Here is a 20,130-nt window from a genome sequence, read left to right on the forward strand (position 1 = left end):
CGATTCGCCTGGATTATATAACAGTTAATCGATTCGAATCACGATGAGCGTTTCCGTCAGATTCTATCCCAAGGGCACCACCGTCGAGGTCGAAGAAGGATCGACCCTTCTGGAGGCTGCCTTCCTGGCCGGTGTGGAGGTCAACAGCGCCTGCGGGGGGAAGGGGACCTGCGGACGCTGCCGGATGATCGTGAGCGGCAATTTCGGTTCCAAGCAGACCGACCTTATAATGCCCGATGACTGGAACATGGGCTATCGGCTGGCCTGCATGACCAAGGTTCTCGGGGACACCGTGGCCTATGTCCCGGAGGAGACCCGGCTCAACGAGATGCAGATACTGGAGACATACTTCGGCTCAAAGATCGAAGAGGTCTCACCCTTGTCGTCGGCGGTCTATCTGGAACTCCAACCTCCCACGCTCGACAACAGCGTTGGCGATCGGGAGCGCATCGAATGCGCGTTGAAACTGGAGGCTGGCGCCCTTTTATTCCCGCTGAGCGTCCTAAAGGAGCTTCCATGCACCCTGAGGCGCACCGCATGGAGGGTCACTCCGGTGTTGGACCGCTCCTCCATCAATCCCTCCGTGATCGAGGTCAACGAATGGGACACCACCTCCCGCAATTTCGGTATAGCCCTGGACATCGGAACGACCACCGTGGTCCTTTCGCTGATCGACCTGTCCAGCGGGAACGTGGTCACCCAGGCATCCGCCTACAACAAGCAGATAATGTGCGGGGAGGACATTCTAGCAAGGATCGCGTTCGCCGAGGACGGAGGTCTCGATCGCCTACACCAGCTGGTCATAGATACCATCAACAACCTCCTTACCCAGGTCAGCAACAACTCGGACAAATGCAAGGCCACCAATACCAGGGTATGCAAGGAGGAGATCACCGCCATGGCCGTCGGCGGAAACACAACGATGGTCCATCTCTTCCTGGGACTTCATCCGAAGACCATTCGATACGACCCATACATCTCGGTGACCAACATCCCGCCCTCGGTCAAGGCCAAGGAACTCGGAATCGAGATCCATCCGGAGGCGCCGGTGTACTGCGTCCCCGGAAGGGCCAGCTACGTCGGAGGAGACATCGTGGCCGATGTGATCTCCAGCGGCATGCGGGATCAGGATGGGATCTCGCTCCTCATTGACGTCGGAACCAATGGGGAGATCGTCCTGGGCGGTAAGGATTGGATGGCATCCTGCTCGTGCTCGGCGGGACCGGCGTTCGAGGGCGGGGAGGTGGCCTGCGGCATGAGGGCCATGCCCGGGGCGATCGAGCGGATATCCATCGACGGCTCGTTCGGCGTCACGTATTCCACCATCGCTGGCCAGAAACCGATGGGTCTGTGCGGTTCAGGCCTCATCGACCTGATCGCCAGCATGTTCCGGACCGGGATCGTCGACAAGAAGGGAAGGATCCAAGAGGTAAGGACCGACCGGGTCAGGAAGACCGACAACGGCCGGGAGTTCGTCGTAGCCTGGGCGAAGGAGACAGGACAGCCGAAGCTGAAGATACCGCCTTCGATGAACGGAATGATCACCAAGGCCCTGCCGGCGAAGGACATAGCGGTCAACGACGATGACCTGGCCAACATAATCCGGACCAAGGCTGCGGTATATGCGGCGTGCGAAGTGCTGCTGAAGAGCGTGGACATGACCTTCGTTGACCTGGACCGGATATACGTCGCCGGCGGCTTCGGCAACTACATCGACGTCAATAACGCCATCACCATCGGCCTGTTGCCCGATGTCCCAAGGGACAAGTTCAGCTTCATAGGCAACGCTTCCCTGGGCGGGGCCAGGCTGGCCCTGATGTCACAGAGGAAGAGGGACGAGGCCCTGGAGGTGCATCGGTCCATGACCTATCTGGAACTGACCACCAGCGCATCGTTCTTTGACCGCTTCACCTCGGCATCGTTCCTTCCCCACACGGACCAATCGCAGTTCCCTTCTTTGGAGAACCTTTCACAGAAGGGCGAATGAGATGATAATCGACACCCATGTGCACATCTGGAAACGGACCATGCTTCCGGACGTCATGATGAAGGCATACCTCGAACCGCTGATACTGCTCGACCAGATGTTCTTCGGCGGCCAACCTGGCGAAAAGGATTGGCTGACCGCCGAGACCGAGCCAGGAGAACCAGTAAAGACGATGGACCTGGCGAAGATCGACAGGTCGGTCATCCTTCCGTTGGACTTCGGACTGGTCGGTCCGGTGAGGGAGAACATCGAACAGTACAACGACTGGGTCTTCGAGTATTGCGATTCCTTTGGCGATCGGCTAATCCCATTCGTCGGAGTTGACCCTCAAAGAGGTCGGGAGGCGCTCCGCCTGGTCGACAAATACGTCAAGGCACACGACGCCAAAGGGGTCAAGGTCTATCCATCCACCGGATGGAGGCCGAACGATCCGAAGATGGCGCCGTTCTTCGACCTGATCGATGAGCTGGGCCTCATCCTGGTCACGCATGCCGGGGCCAGTTGGGGTCCTCTCAACGACGAGCTGGCCCGTCCTGAGCTGTTCCATGAGGTGGTGTCCAAGCGCGAGAGGATGAAACTGGTGATCGCTCATCTGGGCGGCAAGTACCGGGAGGAACTTTACCAGCTGGCTTCCATAAGGTCCAACGTCTATGCCGATTGCTCGGCCCTCCAGGGATGGCTGCCCTCGCAGCCGGACATGGCCGAGGCCCGGTTGAGGGAGGCCTCGGAGAGAATGCCCGACCGGATCTTCTTCGGCTCAGACTGGCCATTGTTCGACCTGGCCTATTGCCAGTCCAACTGGGTCGAGTTCGTCAAAGAAAGGAAGTGGGGGACGGACGAGGCCAAGGAGAGGCTTTTCTCCGGCAACTTCCTGAAGATGATGCGGTCCTGATCAGGCCCTTAGGCGCCTGGCCATCTCCATCGCCGAATTCAGTGCGATCGAACCCTGTTTGGTCAATGAGAATGGGCCACGGTTGACCTTGCGGTTGACATAGCCGGCGTCCAGCAGGGATTTCATATGATATTGGAGGTGACCTGTCCTGAGATTCAGTCTCTTGCTCACTTCGGTGAAGCTTAGATCGCCTCCGGACAACAGCATGAGGATCTCGACCCGGGCCGGGTGTGATAGTGGGTCTAGTGAACGGAAGACATCCTCCGCCGTCACCGGTTGTTTGATCGGCAAAGAGCCTCCTCCATCGGCTGCCATCCGTAGCTTTTCCGATAGGGCGATCCTTTCCCTGACATCGTCCATAAGACGCAGGCAGTCGTCCGAACATCCTTCGTCGCCGCAGGGAGAGGCTATTCCACGAATGTTCTCCTCGAGCGATGAGATGAGCTTCAATGCGCCGTCGGTATCGCCCGCCAGGTAGGCGGCCATGGCATCGGAGGCCACATTGTTGACCGAGTCCAGGCATCGTCCCCGGTTCTCGCATGTGGACTGGCCTCTCAGCTTTCCCAGTTCCCGGTCCAGCATGTCACGTCCATTCTTGGAGAGGGCATCCCTGATGACTCCATCCATGCTCGAGCGCATCATCTCCTGGTTGGACCTCTTCAATTCCTGCCCGAGGGAATCCATCTCCACCCTCAATCTCTCTAGCCGGACGACGATCTCTTCTTGGTTCATCTCAGGGTGTAATAGGTTTCTATTAAATAATAATACTTATTTATTAGCATAATCATTGTACGTCAAGGTGCAAATAATGACAGTCAAGCTCCCAGAGGAAGTCGCTGCGTTGTTGAACGATCCGAAGTCCGTCAAGGTCCTGACCACGGTCGCCGCCGACGGAACGCCCCACTCGATCCGCGTCGGAAGCATGGGCGCACCGGCCCCCAACCTGATATCCGTTGGCGCCGTGCTCATGAAGACCTCCAACGCCAACCTTCAGGCCACAAAGAAGGCCAACAAGCAGATATGCATACTCGTGAACTCGGAAATGAAGGCCTTCCTGGTCACCGCCACCGTCAAGGACAACCTGACCTCCGGACCGCTGTTCGACGGCACCAACGCCGCATTGAAGCCCCTCGGCCTCTCGGCAAGCGCTGTATGGACCTTCGAGCCGACGGGCGTTTGGGACGAGAGCGCCAACTACAACGCTGGCAAGAAGATCGCTTAAGCATTCAAACCCTGGCCGGGCGAACGGCCGAATTGATTTTTTTAATCCAATCTTACTATTGATGAGTCGTGACTCGAGCATAGACAATCGTCGTTGCGACCACGACCATTGCCGTATGCCCCCATGGTTATACTCAAATATTGAACTCAATGGTTCCCTTAACGGCGGGATCAGGATGTTCGGGAAACCAGCGTTGCTCAGCAATTCCACGTTGACCGTGGAGGAGCAGAGGTACCTCAGGCATACAAATGCCATGTTGAACATCCTTGGCATGATGATCGATTATGAGGACAGCAACAAGACCGCCATGACCCAAGAGCAGATCGTCGGATCATACCGGAACGCGGATTTCAATGCCGAGAGCGTTCTCTTCGAGATGCTTGACCTGGCCTACGTATCGTGTTCGGTCATCGTCTCTCCTGAGCAGCGTTCCAAGAATGTACAGGTAAAATCGATCTGCTACGCCTGGGGAACGACGTTCTTCGGCAGGGAATGGTATGTCGGATCAAAGACCAAACGCGCAGGGTCATGACCGGGCATCAGTTGCCTCCATCGATCCAGGCAGATGTCGGTTGTGCCTCATAAATTATCAACACATGTGCACAACATAGTCCAGCATCGCCGACAAGGAAACTTTTTGTATGCCCGGTAAAATAGAGTGGGCCATGGCCTGGAACTGCGCACCGACGTGCATCGGATCGATGCCCTTCAGCGACCCGATCAAAGCACTCGACGAGATAGTCAGCCGGCTTCATGAGGTCCCCTGCTGGCCCCAGCTGCCTGCCCGCGGATTCCAGGAGAATATGTATGCCCAATACGCCACGAACCTGCCGGGAGTGGTCATCGACCGGGAGAACAAGAGGGTGACAGTGGACCTGGGCAGCTACGATCCGGAGGATTTCTACAATCGGATCATAAACGATGATGTGGACAGCTTCGCCTATCCGGAGGACTGCTTTTCCGGGTTCTATGAGCTGATGAAACGAAAGATGCCATCTGGTGTCGTCGCGGTCAAAGGCCAGGTGATCGGACCGGTAAGTGCCGGCCTCCAGATAGTGGACCAGAACGGACGGCCGACGATATATGATGAGGCCTACGGGGAGATCATACGCAGAAATCTGAACATGTGCACCCGATGGCAGGAGCGTCAGCTGGCCAAACTCTCGGACAAGGTGATCATCTTTCTCGACGAGCCTTCTCTATCTCTGATCGGAACGCCCTTTGCCTCCGTCTCGGCGGACAATGTCATTTCCTGGATAGATGAGGTGCTGGAAGGGGTCAAGGCGGTACGTGGGCTGCACTGTTGCGGTAACACTGACTGGCCGATGGTCCTCTCGACCAGTGTGGACCTGTTGTCGTTCGACGCCTACAACTACGCCTTCTCGGTCTCCCTCTATCCAGAACAATTGAAGGCTTTTCTGGAACGGGGCGGCACTCTGTGCTGGGGGCTCATCCCCAATATGAGCCACCGCTTGGAGAATGAGAACGTGGACACAATCATGGCGAAGTTCGATCATACGATCAACGAACTGGTGGCCAAAGGTCTGAACCGGGACAGGCTGCTCGAACAGTCGATGATCACGCCGGAATGTGGACTGGGCGGTCTCAGCGAGGCCGAAGCCCTTCATGTGCTGGATCTGCTGGTCGGCGTATCCGAGGCGATACGATCGAAGAACGGACTGGAGGATTGAGGTGACCTTCATCGTGGCCGTCGCCGGCAAGGGAGGAGTGGGCAAGTCCACCCTGTCGGCGCTCCTGATCAAGGTCATCGCCGAACGGACCAGAACGGTGGTGATGGCCATCGATGCCGATCCGAACTCCAACCTCGGCGACAAGCTGGGCATGAAGGTCGAGCATACCATCGGCGAACTGAGGGAGGACCTTCTGCGCAAGGCCGATGAGCTGAGCGCAGGCCTCAGCAAGCACGAGCTGGTCCGTTACCAGATGGAGATGGCGAAGGTGGAGGGCAGTAACTTCGACCTTCTCACGATGGGACGGCCGGAGGGCCGCGGCTGTTATTGTTACATCAACAACATCCTGAGGACGTTCATCGATGAGGCGATGGACGCATACGACTATGTGGTCATCGACAACGAGGCCGGCATGGAGCACCTCTCCCGACGGACCACGAAGAGGATGGACGTGCTGCTGATCGTTTCCGACGCCACAAAGCTCGGCGTCGAGACGGGAAAGAGGATAATGGCCCTGGCCAAGGGTATGGAGATCGAAGTTGGCCGCAGTGTGCTGGTGGTCAACCGGGTCCAGGGGACGGTGGCGGACGCGGTCAGGCTGGAGATAGACGCCGCCGGATTCGGCTCGGTGGTCTACCTGCCGTTCGACAGGAAGGTCGAGGAAATGGCTGTCACCGGCTCTCCGGTGGTCCAGCTTGATACCTATAGTCAGTTCTATCGCGCCGTCAATGAGCTCGCCAGCACTCTGAAGTGATCAGGCCGTTCCTTTGGTCAAGGTCTTCGATATCAAAAGATTGAAAAGGCGCCCCCGGTTGTCTGGCTTGGTATCAGGATGGGAAAAATAGCGAGCCTCTTCGACCGTTCGCGCACCAGTACATGGTTCGCTCTGCTCATGGTCTTTGTCGCCACGCGCAGCGTTATAGAGGTCTGGACCGGTTCTGATCAAGGCGATAAATATCTGGTCGTGGCGCTGACTGCGGTGGCAACTGCAACCTATGGTTTGCTCCGGTTCGTCGAACTGCTCGCGTTGCCGGGATTCAAGATGAGATATCTGGTAAGGTCGTTGAATGTGACCTTCATGGCCATCATCCTGTTGGGAGAATACATCTTCTCCGACACCCTCGGCCGGATATTGGTGCTTCTGTCCCTGATCGCCATCGAGATCAACTTAGTATCCATTTTCGCCGAATATACCGGAAAGTTCAAGCGTTTCGCTGGATTTCTGAAACGGGAGAAAGGGTGGAACGGCGGCATTGTCGGAGCAAAACGAACTAGGTAATGCAAAGGTGTTCGCTGGAAATGGCATCTGATTCAAGGATACAGTGGGCCCCGATCATGCTGATCGTGTCCCTCGTCGCATTCTTCTTTGCAGTGTCACTTGTCGGTTTTGAGGGTTTCAACGTCATTGTCCAGAAGAACCAAGGGCGCTTGATGGCTTTCTTCTTCCTTCTCTTCGTCTCACTGGTCTCCTCTTGGGGGGCGTTCATCAATTCGCTCCGGCAGTTCCGTTTCTATGATGACCGGCGATGGGCCTGGTTCTATTGCTTCTTCACAGACCTGGTGGCCACCTTGATCACGGTCGGCGCTCTGTACGCTATCTTCGCTGTCGTGAGCATTACGGTAAAATAGTCTGCGAAACACGATCTGGGCACATGTCGATATGGATAGGGTTCGTCACTCCAGCGATTTGAGCATCTTGGGGAGCCCCGACGACTCCTTCGGCCCTACCACGATCTTCATGCCGGTCAGTTCTGCAAGCTTCGGTGACATGCGTGCCACCATCCCCGGTATGATCAGGACGTTCTTCTTCGACTTAGTCCTGGCACCGGATCTGTCCATGTCGTGTACGACCCCTTCGGATGTGAGCTTCCCGGCGGCGAATGCCGTCAGGACGCTGAGCCCTTCGCAGTCGACGACCTGTAACCAGACCGGCACCTTGCTCTTATCGATGTCCCCCAGCACGGTGAAGTAGGTGAGCGAGAAGTTCGTCGTGAACAGGATGGGCGAATCCTCCGTCGGATTGCCGATGGGATACAGGCCCGGTTTGACCTGGATCGGCACCTGGGGATCGGTGTAGATGTTCTGGCGCAGCACGAACAGAGGTATGGCCATCTGGGGCAGGAGCTCCTCGAACACCACGATCGACCCGTATTTCATGGTCGAGATCAGGCCCATGGTGACCCCCCGGTTCCCGGCCGGAGCGTTCACCAGCAGAGGATATCCCAAGCCCCGGAACGTCTTCTTGACGGAGAGCTTGCGGATGACGGTGCTCTTCTCGATCAGCTCCTTGAGAGTGCCGGGAGCGAAGTCCAGGACGATGTCCTCGATCCCCGCCAGCTTCACCTTGGCAACCATGTCGGCCAGGTCGTTCAGGTTGGACTCCCTGACCACCAGGGGGCACTTGAACTCCTTGGCCACCGCGGCCATCTCGGTCAGGTTGGCCTTGGTGGCGGCAGATATGAGCGGGACCTTTGCCGAGATCCTCAAGCAAGCCGCCTTGATGGCCGCCGGGTCTTCGCTGGCCAGGATGATCGGCAGTTCGGTCGAGGACGAGACCTTCTCCACCGTCGCCACGAACCTGGCGGTGTCCTTGGAATCGTTCCTGACGCACACCATGTCCAGGGCCATGATCTGACCCACGCGCTCGAAGCGCATGGCGTTGGCCTTCTGGACCCTGGAGACCACATCGTTCTCGGCCAATGTGTCCGGGACGATGATGGAATAACGGACCGGATGGAAGAACTTCTTGTCGTGGCGGTACAGTTCCGTCTCATCGCCCATTTCCAGCGTCGCTTTTCCGGTGCCTACCTTGACCAGACGGATCGGCGGTGCGGACGATGCGGCGAGCGCCTGTTTTCCAGCGTCGGAGACGTACGGGCAATCCTCCAGCTTAGCCTTCTGGTTGGCCAGCTGCATGGCGAACGCCAGGCAGGTGGGGTGCTTGCACTCTCCGCAGTTCTTCTTCGGCAGGTGCTTGAAGATCTCGATGGCGGTCGGCATATCAGTTCCCTCCCCTGAGATCGTCCAGCGCCTCACGCACGATATCTGCCGCTCCCGGGTGCCTCATGACCAGTATATCGGCCCCGGAGACCAGCGCCGCTATCGCGGTGGTCGCCTCCCACCAGATGCCCCTTTCCTTGGCGTCCCCGTAGCCGACGATGTCGTCGGACGCTTCGGCCGATTTCCACGAGGCGGTGGAGTCGCACAGCATCGGCTGCTGCAGCATGCCGTCGCCCATCAGGGCCGCCAGCCGGATGCGTTCGTTAACGGAATACGAGTAGTCCAGTCCCATGCCCAGACCGGCCATCAGCGGGTCCATGGCTATATTCTCCTTCTTCACCCCGAAATCGGTGAGCAGGATGGTGATCTGCTTCGCCAGGTTGATGTCCAGGTTGGAGAAAGCGATGAGCGGATGATCGTTGGCCATCGAGGCCGCCGATATGGATTTGTAATGCCCTTCCTCGGCGTAGCCGAGCAGCAGCCTTTCCTTCGGCGCGATGTTGCTGACCGCCTCCAGCGTCTTGGCGTCCTTCTCTTCCTGGCCGCATCCATAGACGATCAATGGGACATCGACCGCGGCCAGCACCCTCTTGACGGTCTCGGCGGCCGATTCGGGGGATGCGTTCGCCTCCTCCGGGTTGGTCGACAGGAGCTTCAGGCAGATGACCTCGGCGTGGTATCTCTCCACCCAGGCCTTGGCCCACTGGACCGGGTCCTTGACGGCGTCCCCGAAGAACTCGGCGACCGCCTTGGGAAGTTCGTCGGTGGTGTCCATGACCTCCCCGGCGATGACCTGTCGGTTAGGTGATGTCCCTTCGTACGAAAGGAAGGGCATGCCGTTGCTTCCGCCCACCAGGACCTTCTTCCCCCTTGAGCCGCCCTTCTCCGCCGAAGCGCCTAGCTCCAGTACGCCGATCTTGCCCGTCCACTTCTCCTTGGGGATTGGAACCTCGACCATGTCAATGACCTTCCTGATTGTTACTGCAGCAGCGGCGGCATCCTCAAAGCTGGGTGGTCCACCTTGGCCATCCACTCGGTCAGTCCGTCCGCTTCCGTGGTGACCGTCTCGTCCGCGATCTTGTCCACGAAGTCCGGTTCGCCCAGTTCCGCCGCTCTCTTCTCCAGCGTTCCGCGCATCGCTTCCTTTAGATCCTTTGGCATCCACGCGATGCGGAGGAAACCGCCGTCGGCTGGGATGAATTTCTTGCTGATAAGGTATTTCCTGCCGACGCCGATGAAACCGGGGGTCTGCTTTCCGCCGCCGATCGAACCGGCCAGCGTCGAGAACTTCATTCCGACCGGGGTCATGCCCGGGAACTCCCGGTTGACCACTATGACCGCCTGGACGTCCGCGGTCATGGCCACGATGCACTCGAAACAGCCGCAGGAGGTCATCGGGTCCTCCATCAGAGTATAGGCATTGAACCGCTCCAGCTTGTGGTGCGTGAGGTCGTAGACCGCCTGGTTGACCCCGGTCCATTGGCCTTTGACAGCGTCAACCGTTTCGCCCTTCGGTATGGGCTGGTTCGGTCCGGTCGGTGATATCTCCTTGCCGGTCTTCGCGTCCAGATAGTTGATCGCCCCGCACAGACCGAGCCTTTCCGGCGTCACGATGCAGATATGATCAGGCGCGAACGACTGGCACATGAGACAGGAATAGAACGTGTCCACCGCCTCGTCGGTCAGGCCGGCCATCCGGGCGTCCCTCTTGGCGTACACCTCCATGGCCTCCGGCTGCCGGCGCCTGATCTCCTCCTCATCGGTGACGATGGTGACCTGGACCCGGCTGATGATGTTGCCGAACTCCTCTTTCATCTTGGTGATGAGGATGTCCCCGAAGTGCTTGAAACGGAAACCGGCGGCCACCGCGTTCTTGCTCAGACGAAGCCAGTTCAGGTTCCTCTGTCCGGTGTGCCAGACCCCCTCGGCGAAGTTCAGGAACAGGTGGATCCGGCGCTCCATCACGGACTCGAAGTCCTCCTGCATCTTCTTGCCGTAAACGTCTATGATGATGGCCAGCGGAGTGATCGAGCCTTCGGCCATCTGGTCCACGTCCTTTCCGATGACGGTGACCTTGCCGTCCTGGACGTCCGCCTCGTCCCTCATCCTGAGCAGCTCGAAGGTGAGGGTCTTCGAAGCGCCTCCCGCCTCCACGTAGGTATCGGGACGGCGGACCGTCTCCCCCTCGAAGGCTGCCCCATAAGCCACCGGAACGTCCACCGATGCTGCCTTTACCTTGATGTCCCTCAGTTCGATGGCGGTCTGCAGCATGTTTTCCGGGATCTGGGTCACGAAACGGTCCGGTATGCCCTCCAGCATCTGATCGGCCACCACCGGGGAACCGTTCAGAAGTACCGCGAACTCGGCCGATGCCTTGATGGCGTCCAGCGGTCCGAGCTGCAGGACGAACACCTTCGGACGTTTCTTCATGTAGCCTTCCAGGCGTTCCCGGTCCCCCCTCTGCACTCCGCCGAACGAGAGCGCCGCCCGGATCGCGAAATTGAGCGCATGGATCACCTGGGTGAACTCCCCGACCGGGTAGAGCATCATGTCCAGGCCCATGTGGATGCCGTTGTCCTTGAGCTGCCTCACGGTGTCGTAGGTGGCGAATATCAGCATGCCCTTGCTCTGACATTCCCTGACCGTCCTGACCAGTTGCTTCGGGTCCTTGGCCGTGCCGACCAGGACCGCCGCCCCGGGGATGGTGTCGTCGACGAAGGCCAGACCCAGCTGCCGCAATATGCGGTCGGGGACAAAGCCGGTGTACATGGTGCCGTCGTAAGGCTTGGCATCGTCGATGTACTTCAGGGACTCGATTATCTCGGCCGCCACCATGGTGGCCTCGCCGGCGATCAGGGCGTTCTCCAGGTTGGGGGTCTCCCTGATCTTGCCGCGCACCTTGCCCAGGATGCCAGGCAGGTCGCCCAGTTTCTTTGCCTCGGATCCGTCCCAGGCATAGATCGAAGGTAGCTCGTAGGCAGTTTCCGGGTATTCGATCTTCTTGTCGTAACCATGCTTCTCGATGGCCACGCCCAGCAACTGGTCGGCGAAGCCGGTGGAGATGAGCGCGCCGTCTATGGCCATGCGGAACAGGCGCTGGTTGGAGAGCTTCTTGCCCTCTTCGACCGAGTAATGGTTATCGAGCGAAAGCATCCAGCGCCGGCGTTCGATGGTGTTCAGCAGTCGATGCGAGGCCTTGTGAGGGTCCGCCTCGAACATGAAGTGGCCTCCGAAGACATCACCCGCCGAATGCTCCAGAACCTCGGTGACCAGCGATGAACCGTGGATATAGTTGATGGTGCCGACGTGGACCGGCATGCCTAGAGCGACGCACCAGGTGCCGATGGACACCGCCTTCTCGTGGTTCGCCTCCGGCGCCGAGACGACGAACGGTATGCCGGAAACGTCCGTTCCCATCCGCACCGCTATCTCCTTGGCCAGGTTTGCCGCCCGGGTGTTGTCGACGCACGAGCCCATATGCCATACCGGAGGGAGCTTGACGTTGTTCTTCTCTTCGAGCGACCGGATGAACGCTTTCAGTCCGGGCCCTGCGTAACTCTCGGTGGCCTCAGCGGATAGGAGGTCGTTCTTGGCGCACGCACCGGCGGAACAGCCGGTGGTCAGCACCAGGACATCGTGCTTGATCATCTCCTTGGCGATGGTCAGGTGGTTGTGGTCCTGGACCGCTTTCTGGTTATTGCAGCCCGCCAGCAGCGCGATCCCGCGTATCTGGCCGGACCTGATGGCCTCGACTATGTGGACCAGGGGGTCCTCCGGTACGAACGGAGTGCACAGCTCCTCGATCTGCTCGGTGCTGAACCCGGCCACCACATCATACTTGACGTTGGGAATCTTGACCTTGGCCGGTTCCCGGCGTTTGAATGCCTGGATGGCCATCCGTATGATCGACCTGGCCGATGCTTCCGCATCCTCTTCCCGGAACTGGACGTGCGTGTCATACGGGATGCGGACGTTGCTCATGGTGGTGATCATCTCGGTATGCATGCAAGAGCAGATCTCCGAGAGCGATGGCATGATGCACTGGTAGTCGGCCACCAGCAGGTCGACCGCACCGGTCGCCAGGGCCAGCTCCTGCGAAGCGAAGTTCGACGCCATGGAGACCCCTTTTCTCATCATGGTCTCGTTCCCGGTGCAGCAGATACCGACTATGTTGATCCCCGACGCGCCCGCCTGGCGCGCCTCCTCGTCCATCGTCCTGGCGACGTCCACGATGATCTCGCTGAGCACCGGGTTATGGCCGTGGATCGCGATGTTGACCGCCTCTTCCTTGAGGGCGCCCAGGTTGGCGTAGGTGTGGACCAGCCGGGGCGTGCCGAACAGTATGTCCGATAGGTCGGTGGATATCTGCATCCCGTTGTAATCGGCGATGGCGCAGCTGATGCCGCCGAAGATGAGCGGCAAGGGATCGGCGTCGCAGCCCAGCGACGTGCGGTGCATGACGTCGGCGATGGAATGGTCGATCGAGTCCGGCATGACACCGAGCGATCCGAGAAGTTCGGTGCGCTGCTTGGTGATGGTGGCGGTGGTGAAGCTCAAGGGAAGCTTCTCGCTCCGTCCATAGTCATCGAACACTTTGACCAGGACCGCCCGGGCCAGGTCCTCTTTCGATCTCCCCTGGCTGCTGATCCCGAGCCGTTCAGATACCCGCCTCAGTTTCTGCTCGTCCTTGATCGAGTATGATGGGGCCTTGCCGTCCAGCACCTTGCGCAGCGTGTCTGCCAGGTGGCGGCCGTGGCCCGAATGGGATGCGGTGCCCCCGGCGATGTGACGGATGAGGTTCCTGGCCACGATCGTGTAGTCCCTTGCCCCGCAGATCCCCTTTTCCGGCTTGCCGCCATAGGGGTTGATGCGGCAGGGACCCTGGAGACAGTTGTTGCAGCAGATCCCGAGCTCTCCGAAACCGCATTGAGGTTGCATCAGCTCGTACCGGTCCCAGGCGGTCTCGATCTTCTTGGCGGCCGCTGTCTCGATGCACTCCTTTCCCCCGGCGTCGCAGGTGCGTTCCAGGGTGCCCTTCCTCTTGGTCGCCATTGGATGATCTCCTGGGGCTGGTCCAAGTCGAGTTGGACCGGTCCTGATGTTCGTGCCATGTTGTGACTACATATTTGCTTTTCGATTCTAACCCCCGGAAGCAGCGTTCGAAAATGATGCTCCAGCATGATAATGGTCAACATTGCTCAAGCGGGAACAGGTCTTGGGGAGAAGGGCATGACCATTGACGATCCTGTGTCCACTAAAGTGCATCGGCCAGGTCGATCTTGCTTGCCAGCACATCCTCTCTCAGGATAGTCCTCATCTTTTCCGGTTCCTCGAACATGGGGCTGTGCGCTGAAAGTTCGAAGGTGTAGAATCCCTTCAGCGGCGCCTTCAGCCCTTCGAAATATGATCTAGCCTCCGTGTAGGAGACTGTATGATCGTGTTTGCCCGAGAAGAAATAGATCGGGATCTCCAGTTCTTTCACGATTCCGGTCAGATCCGTTGCGAAGATGGTGTCCCGCAGCAATCGCATGGAAAAGAACTTGCCCCGCCAGATGTCCATCTTCTCTCTCAGTGTGTACTCTCCGCTCAGCCACGATGGGATGAAAACGCCGGTGACGACCGACCTCATGTCGCGGGTCGTTCCTATGCCCAGACGATGCATTGCCTTGTCACGTATCGAATCGTAGGATGGCGGCAATGGTACGGTCATGGACGGCGCAGCCTTTTCCAGCCTCCTCACCATCCTCCGGTTGCCGTTCTCCCTGTACCTATCGAGCATATACGAGTACGCCTGCATCTCGGACCTGAGCTGGTATGACATCTGGGCCACGCCGATGTAGGCGTGGAAAAGCTCAGGTGCCCTGGCCACCGCCTGTATCCCATAGAAGCTTCCGCCCGAATGGGCCATCAGATAGATCTTATCCTGGCCGAACCGGTCCCGTAGATGATTGGTCATGGCCAGCGTATCCAAGATGAACTGTTCGACGGTCATGGTCTCAGGCGGAATGTCCTTACTATAGGAGAGCCCTGTTCCCCGCTGCTCCCACCAAACGACGGTAAAAAGTTCCTCAAGACCGGTAGTATACCTCTTCGTCAGGAAGAACTCCGGCATTCCCGGACCGCCATGCAGGAAGAGGAGGACCGGATTCATACTGTCCCTACTCCTGATGAACATGCCCTGTTCGATGCCATTGATCTTTACCCAGATCTTCTCGGAGATGCCTCTGGCCGATGGAGCCCTGTCGATATTTGTGACAGGTCCCGATGTGCCTTCACCCATCGTTCCGCCTCAGGAGATGAGCGATCCCGATTGAGAGGTCATGGTCGATCAACAATGTCGTTCCTCCATCGGGATAATGTCCTATGATGGTATCACGGTATCGCTGTCGAAGTTCAACCGGGCCTGAAGGGCCTCAACCCCCCGCATCCTTTTTAATCTGGATAATCCCTCTGTGACCGTATGAGGACCGAACAGCTGCTCACAGTGACCAAGACGCCCGCCGGCATACCGGTCATAACAGAACGTCTTCCCCAGACGCGATCTGCCGCCGTCTCGATCAGTGTCGGCATCGGTTCCCGGGACGAAGGGCCGAAGCAGCATGGCATGGCCCATTTCCTGGAGCATATGCTGTTCAAAGGCACCAAGAACCGTACCTTCAACCAGGTGAACGAGACCATCGAGGAGGCTGGCGGATATCTCAACGCTTTCACCACTCAGGAGATGACCTCGTTCTTCTCTTTCTCCATTGATGAGACGGTAGGTACGGCGCAGGGCCTGGTCCAGGACATCTTCTGCAATCCGCTCATGGACAAGGGCTACATGGAGCTGGAGAAGGGGGTAGTCAAGCAGGAGATAAATAACAGGCTGAACGACCCGGAACGGTACATCAAGAACCTGCTCCTGCGCTCGCTCTTCAAGGGCGGGCCGCTGTCACGGCCGGTGCTGGGCACCGACCGGAGCGTCGATTCGTTCTCTTCCGAGGACCTGCTGGAGTTCCATTCAACCAAATACCGGCCGCCCCGCATGGCGGTGGTCGCGTGCGGGAACATCGACCCGGACCAGGTGCTGGGATGGGCCACGGACTCTCTCGATGGCATGGAAAAAGGAAAACCGGTCAGGCGTCAGAAGCCCAAGTTCTATGCCTCCATCGACGCGTATCCCAGGAAGGGGGACCACATGTACGTGGGATTGGCATTCCCGGGATTGACCGCCAAGGACCCATCGAGCTATGGCCAGGATGTTCTGGCGGCGATCATCGGAGGCGGGGCTAGCTCCCGTCTCAACCGGAGGGTGAGGGAAGAGGAGGGGCTGGTCTACTCGATCTACATGGCACCGTCGTCCTATTCGGATTCGGGCACGGTCGAATCCTACTTCTCCACTTCAGCCGATCGGGTCCAGAGGGTCATCCAGATCTTCGGGGAAGAGCTCAAGCGGCTGAAAAAGGATGGGTTGGCGCCAGGAGAGCTTGAGCGGGCCAAGCATGTGCTCAAGGGAAGCATCCTCAGGAACATCGGGCAGCCCCGCGATGACATGCGGATGTTCGCCTACCACTACATGATCACCGGTGAGGTTCCGTTGATCGATGACGAGGTGAGGAAGTACGAAAGGGTCACGGAGGACGAGGTCATGGGGCTGGCCCAGCAGCTGCTGGTGCGCAAGAACATGACCGCCGCGATCTACGGGGCCAAGAACGTGGCCGAGTCCACGGCGGCGTTCGCCCAGGGAATTGACTTCTGATCACTGGACGACCAGCAGGACCTGGCCGCCCTCGACCGTCTCCCCCGGCTTGACGGAGACGCTCTGCACCGTGCCGGCTACCTCTGACTGGATCTCGTTCTCCATCTTCATCGCCTCGAGGACGGCGACGATCTGGTTCTGAGCGACCGTATCTCCCGCCTTTACCTTGATGGAGATGATCTTGCCCGGCATCGGGGCGGTGATCGATCCCTTGGATTCGGAACCTTTGCTGCTTTGTGAGGCCTCGGCCTCGATCGGGATCGCGGCCATCTCACGGACCGGTTCCACCAGGACCTTCATCTGACGGGAGCTGGTGGTCACGGTGGCGCCCTCATTGAGCGCTCCCTCGACGGTAACCGGCCTGAGCTCCCCGTTGATGGAGACCCCGTTCTCCTTGAGCACGACGCGATACGTCTCGTCCCCTATGGTGACCCGGTAATCGCCGCCGTTCTTCTCCACGTTCACTTCGTTCACTTGCCCATTGGCGGTTATCTTCAGCTTCAGATCAACCACCCTCCCTGCCTCATCTGCTCGCGGCGGGCCACGATCTTCCACTGGTCTTCCTTCCCTGCGCAGACATCGGCCGTGGGCTTCTTCTCGGTGGAACGCATGTACAGGACGGCGACCGCAGCGATGTCCTTCAGGTTGACGCCTTTCTCGTTCATCTCACGGTCCTTGAAGTACTCCATGGCCTCCCTTGGGAAAAGCGCATAGGTGAGGACATCCTCCTCGTTCCGGGCCAGGGCGCCTATCTCCTGCGCCAGCCGGTCATACTCGGGTTCGAGCAGGTCGGCCGGACGGACGGTGATGGGCTTCTCGTCGCCGATGATCTTCTTGCGTATGAGCGGATCGATCTCCGCCGGGGTGCGCCCGTACAGCCCGCGCACCAGGTTCTTGGTCTCGTTGGTGACCATCTTGTACCGCTCGCCGGAGATGACGTTCAGAGTGGCCTGTGTCCCTACGATCTGTGAGGTCGGCGTCACCAAAGGCGGGTAGCCGAGGTCGGCCCGTACCCGGGGGACCTCCTCATAGATCTCCTGGATCTTGTGCTCCTGCTTTGCTTCCTTCAGCTGGGATGCCAGATTGGAGATCATCCCTCCGGGTATCTGGTAGATCAGGGCGTTGGTGTCCACGCCGGTGTGGCCGCTCTCGAAGTCGGAGTACTTCAGGCGCACCTTTTCGAAGTAGTCGGAGATCTCCTGCAGCTTCTTCAGGTCCAGTCCGGTATCGTACTCGGTCCCGCGGAGCATCGCCACCATCGATTCGGTGGGCGGTTGCGCCGTGCCCTGGGACATGGAGGAGATTGCGGTGTCGATGATCTCGGCCCCGGCCTCGATCCCCTTGACGTAGGATGATTCTGACATTCCGGAGGTGGCATGGCAGTGCATGTGCACCGGCAGGGCGGTCTCCTCCCTCAGCTGTTTGACCAGGTCGTAGGCCACATATGGCTTGAGCAGGCCGGCCATGTCCTTGATGCACAAGGTGTCGGCACCCAGATCCTTCAGCCGGTTGGCCATCTCCACGAAGGTCTCGATGCTGTGGACCGGCGAGGTGGTATAGGCGATGGCCGCCTCCACTATCGCACCGGAACGCTTCGCCGCCCTCATGGCGGACTGCATGTTCCTGGTGTCGTTGAGCGCGTCGAAGATGCGGAAGACGTCGATGCCCCGGTCGTGCGCCTTCTGGACGAACTTCTCCACGATGTCATCTGAATAGTGACGGTATCCCACGATGTTCTGCCCGCGCAGCAGCATCTGGAACCGGGTGTTGGGCATTTCCTTCTTCAGCTTGGTGATGCGCTCCCACGGGTCCTCCTTCAGGTACCGCAGGCACGAGTCGAAGGTGGCACCTCCCCACATCTCCACCGACCAGTACCCGATCTCGTCCATGAGCGGGGCTATGGGCAGCATGTCCTCGGTGCGCATCCTGGTCGCCAGCAGCGATTGGTGGGCGTCCCGCAATACCGTGTCCATTATCTTTATCTTCATCTGGGCAGCCTCATAGCGGAATGTTGCCATGCTTCTTGGTCGGTCTCGACTCTCTCTTCTTCTCCAACATGTGCAGGGCGCTGATCAATCTGGACCTGGTCTCCTTCGGTTCGATGATGTCGTCGAGGTATCCCCGTTCTGCGGCCACGTACGGCGACGCATAGGCCTTCCGGTACTCGGAGATGAGCTCGTCCCGCTTCACCTGCGGGTCATCTGCCATTATCAGTTCCTGTTTATAGACTATGTTGATGGCCCCTTCCGGTCCGACGATGGCGATCTCGGCGGACGGCCATGCCAGGTTGATGTCGGTGCGGATGTGCTTGGACGACATGACGCAGTACGCCCCACCGATCGCCTTTCGGGTGATGACCGTGACCTTGGGGGTCGTGGCATCACAGTATGCATACAGCAGCTTGGCCGCGTTCCGGACCAGGCCATCGTACTCCTGTTCGGCGGAAGGCAGATACCCGGGGACATCGACGAAGGTCACGATCGGGATGTTGAAGGAGTCGCAGAAGCGCACGAAGCGGGCGGCCTTTATGGACGAGTGGTTGTCCAATGTGCCGGCGTAGACGGAAGGCTCGTTGGCGACGATGCCGATGCTGATGCCGTCCATGTGGGCGAAGCCTACCACGATGTTCCTGGCCCAGTTCTCCTGCACTTCCATGAACTCGGCGTCATCCACCACTTTCTTGATCACTTCGCGCATGTCGTACCCTTTGGCCGGATCCTCCGGCACGATGGTGTCGAGCGAGTCCTCCCGGCGGTCCGGGTCGTCCTTCCCGGCACCGTGCGGCGCCGTGTCCAGGTTGTTGGACGGCAGGAACGAGACCAGTTTCTTGACCTTCTTGATGCAGTCCATGTCGTCCTCGGCGACGAAGTGGGCGGTGCCGCTCTTGGTGGCATGGGTCATCGCCCCGCCCAGTTCCTCGAACGACACATCCTCCTTCTGGACCGCCTTGATGACGTCCGGACCGACCACGAACATGTGGGACTTGCCCTTGACCATGAAAACGAAATCGTTCATGGCCGGTGAGAACGAGGCGCCGCCCGCGCAAGGTCCCATGACCATGGCGATCTGCGGGATCACGCCGGATGCCAACGCGTTCCGGAAGAATATCTCCCCGAAGCCGGAAAGTGAATCGGCCCCTTCCTGTATGCGTGCGCCACCGGAGTCGTAGATGCCGATTATGGGCGCACCGGTCTTCACGGCGAAGTCGTACATCTTGCAGATCTTCTGCGCGTGCATCTTGCCGACGGAACCGGCGAACACGGTGAAGTCCTGGGCGAAGACGTACACCTGGCGTCCGTCGACGGTGCCATGGCCGGTTACGACCCCGTCACCCGGGACCTTGTGCTTATCCATGCCGAAGTGACAGGACTGGTGGGTCACGAAGGCATCGAACTCCACGAACGAACCGGGGTCCAGCAGAGCATCTATCCGCTCCCTGGCGGTCATCTTGCCCTGCTTATGGTGCTTGTCCTGCTTGTCCGCCCCGCCTCCGGCGCGGGACCTCCGTTTCATCTCCCGCAATTCCCTGTTCGCTTCTTCGACACCCATTTCCTACGCCTCCAGTCCGCTGCTTTGAATTGATGCCCCTCAGTTAACACC

The 20,130-nt window shown here is 59.0% G+C and carries 17 protein-coding genes; 9 read left to right on the forward strand and 8 right to left on the reverse strand.

Going from position 1 to position 20,130, the window contains the following annotated elements:
* Positions 1–43: 43 nt before the first annotated feature.
* Positions 44–1,987: an ASKHA domain-containing protein gene (locus tag VGK23_12705; GenBank protein HEY3421404.1), complete on the forward strand. Its 1,944-nt coding sequence runs from the start codon at positions 44–46 to the stop codon at positions 1,985–1,987.
* A gap of 1 nt (position 1,988) precedes the next feature.
* On the forward strand, positions 1,989–2,879 hold the full coding sequence (locus VGK23_12710) for an amidohydrolase family protein (GenBank protein HEY3421405.1): 891 nt from the start codon (positions 1,989–1,991) through the stop codon (positions 2,877–2,879).
* Here the strand turns inward: VGK23_12710 and VGK23_12715 are convergent, their stop codons facing one another.
* A complete protein-coding gene (locus VGK23_12715) occupies positions 2,880–3,611 on the reverse strand; it encodes a winged helix-turn-helix domain-containing protein (GenBank protein HEY3421406.1) in 732 nt (243 codons plus the stop codon).
* 76 nt (positions 3,612–3,687) lie between these two features.
* Here VGK23_12715 and VGK23_12720 point away from each other — a divergent pair, with 76 nt between their 5' ends.
* The 6 genes from VGK23_12720 to VGK23_12745 all read left to right on the forward strand — a co-directional run bounded on the left by VGK23_12720 (position 3,688) and on the right by VGK23_12745 (position 7,421).
* Complete coding sequence (locus VGK23_12720) at positions 3,688–4,101, forward strand: pyridoxamine 5'-phosphate oxidase family protein (protein ID HEY3421407.1); 414 nt, start codon at positions 3,688–3,690, stop codon at positions 4,099–4,101.
* 175 nt (positions 4,102–4,276) lie between these two features.
* Positions 4,277–4,633, forward strand: a complete 357-nt coding sequence (locus VGK23_12725; GenBank protein HEY3421408.1) for a hypothetical protein — start codon at positions 4,277–4,279, stop codon at positions 4,631–4,633.
* Positions 4,634–4,742: 109 nt separating this feature from the next.
* The gene (locus tag VGK23_12730; GenBank protein ID HEY3421409.1) at positions 4,743–5,792 is read left to right on the forward strand and encodes a hypothetical protein; all 1,050 of its coding nucleotides are present in this window, start codon (positions 4,743–4,745) and stop codon (positions 5,790–5,792) included.
* 1 nt (position 5,793) lies between these two features.
* Positions 5,794–6,546 (forward strand): AAA family ATPase, encoded by a 753-nt coding sequence (locus VGK23_12735; GenBank protein HEY3421410.1) that lies wholly within the window; start codon positions 5,794–5,796, stop codon positions 6,544–6,546.
* Positions 6,547–6,624: 78 nt separating this feature from the next.
* Positions 6,625–7,071, forward strand: a complete 447-nt coding sequence (locus tag VGK23_12740) for a hypothetical protein (GenBank protein ID HEY3421411.1) — start codon at positions 6,625–6,627, stop codon at positions 7,069–7,071.
* A 20-nt stretch (positions 7,072–7,091) separates the two neighbouring features.
* Positions 7,092–7,421 carry a hypothetical protein gene (locus tag VGK23_12745; protein ID HEY3421412.1) on the forward strand — a complete coding sequence of 110 codons (330 nt, stop codon included), beginning with the start codon at positions 7,092–7,094 and terminating at the stop codon, positions 7,419–7,421.
* A gap of 45 nt (positions 7,422–7,466) precedes the next feature.
* Here VGK23_12745 and acsC read toward each other — a convergent pair whose 3' ends face one another.
* The 4 genes from acsC to VGK23_12765 all read right to left on the reverse strand — a co-directional run bounded on the left by acsC (position 7,467) and on the right by VGK23_12765 (position 15,072).
* Complete coding sequence (gene acsC / locus VGK23_12750; protein ID HEY3421413.1) at positions 7,467–8,792, reverse strand: acetyl-CoA decarbonylase/synthase complex subunit gamma; 1,326 nt, start codon at positions 8,790–8,792, stop codon at positions 7,467–7,469.
* A gap of 1 nt (position 8,793) precedes the next feature.
* Positions 8,794–9,750, reverse strand: a complete 957-nt coding sequence (locus VGK23_12755; protein ID HEY3421414.1) for an acetyl-CoA decarbonylase/synthase complex subunit delta — start codon at positions 9,748–9,750, stop codon at positions 8,794–8,796.
* Between the two features lie 20 nt (positions 9,751–9,770).
* A complete protein-coding gene (acsB, locus tag VGK23_12760; protein HEY3421415.1) occupies positions 9,771–13,844 on the reverse strand; it encodes an acetyl-CoA decarbonylase/synthase complex subunit alpha/beta in 4,074 nt (1,357 codons plus the stop codon).
* 202 nt (positions 13,845–14,046) lie between these two features.
* Entirely contained in the window at positions 14,047–15,072 is a 1,026-nt protein-coding gene (locus VGK23_12765) for an alpha/beta hydrolase (GenBank protein HEY3421416.1), read from the reverse strand.
* A 180-nt stretch (positions 15,073–15,252) separates the two neighbouring features.
* Here VGK23_12765 and VGK23_12770 point away from each other — a divergent pair, with 180 nt between their 5' ends.
* A complete protein-coding gene (locus tag VGK23_12770; GenBank protein HEY3421417.1) occupies positions 15,253–16,530 on the forward strand; it encodes a pitrilysin family protein in 1,278 nt (425 codons plus the stop codon).
* Here the strand turns inward: VGK23_12770 and VGK23_12775 are convergent, their stop codons facing one another.
* Genes VGK23_12775 through VGK23_12785 form a run of 3 tightly spaced genes read right to left on the reverse strand, consistent with a single transcriptional unit; the run spans position 16,531 to position 20,079 of the window.
* Positions 16,531–17,043, reverse strand: coding sequence for a biotin/lipoyl-containing protein (locus VGK23_12775; GenBank protein HEY3421418.1), 513 nt, complete (start codon positions 17,041–17,043; stop codon positions 16,531–16,533). It lies immediately after the preceding gene.
* Positions 17,031–18,518, reverse strand: a complete 1,488-nt coding sequence (locus tag VGK23_12780; protein HEY3421419.1) for a pyruvate/oxaloacetate carboxyltransferase — start codon at positions 18,516–18,518, stop codon at positions 17,031–17,033. Before VGK23_12780 ends, VGK23_12775 begins: the two co-directional genes overlap by 13 nt.
* 10 nt (positions 18,519–18,528) lie before the next feature.
* Entirely contained in the window at positions 18,529–20,079 is a 1,551-nt protein-coding gene (locus tag VGK23_12785) for an acyl-CoA carboxylase subunit beta (GenBank protein HEY3421420.1), read from the reverse strand.
* Between the last annotated feature and the right edge of the window lie 51 nt (positions 20,080–20,130).

This window comes from Methanomassiliicoccales archaeon, from assembly GCA_036504055.1.
GTDB lineage: Archaea > Thermoplasmatota > Thermoplasmata > Methanomassiliicoccales > UBA472 > DASXVU01.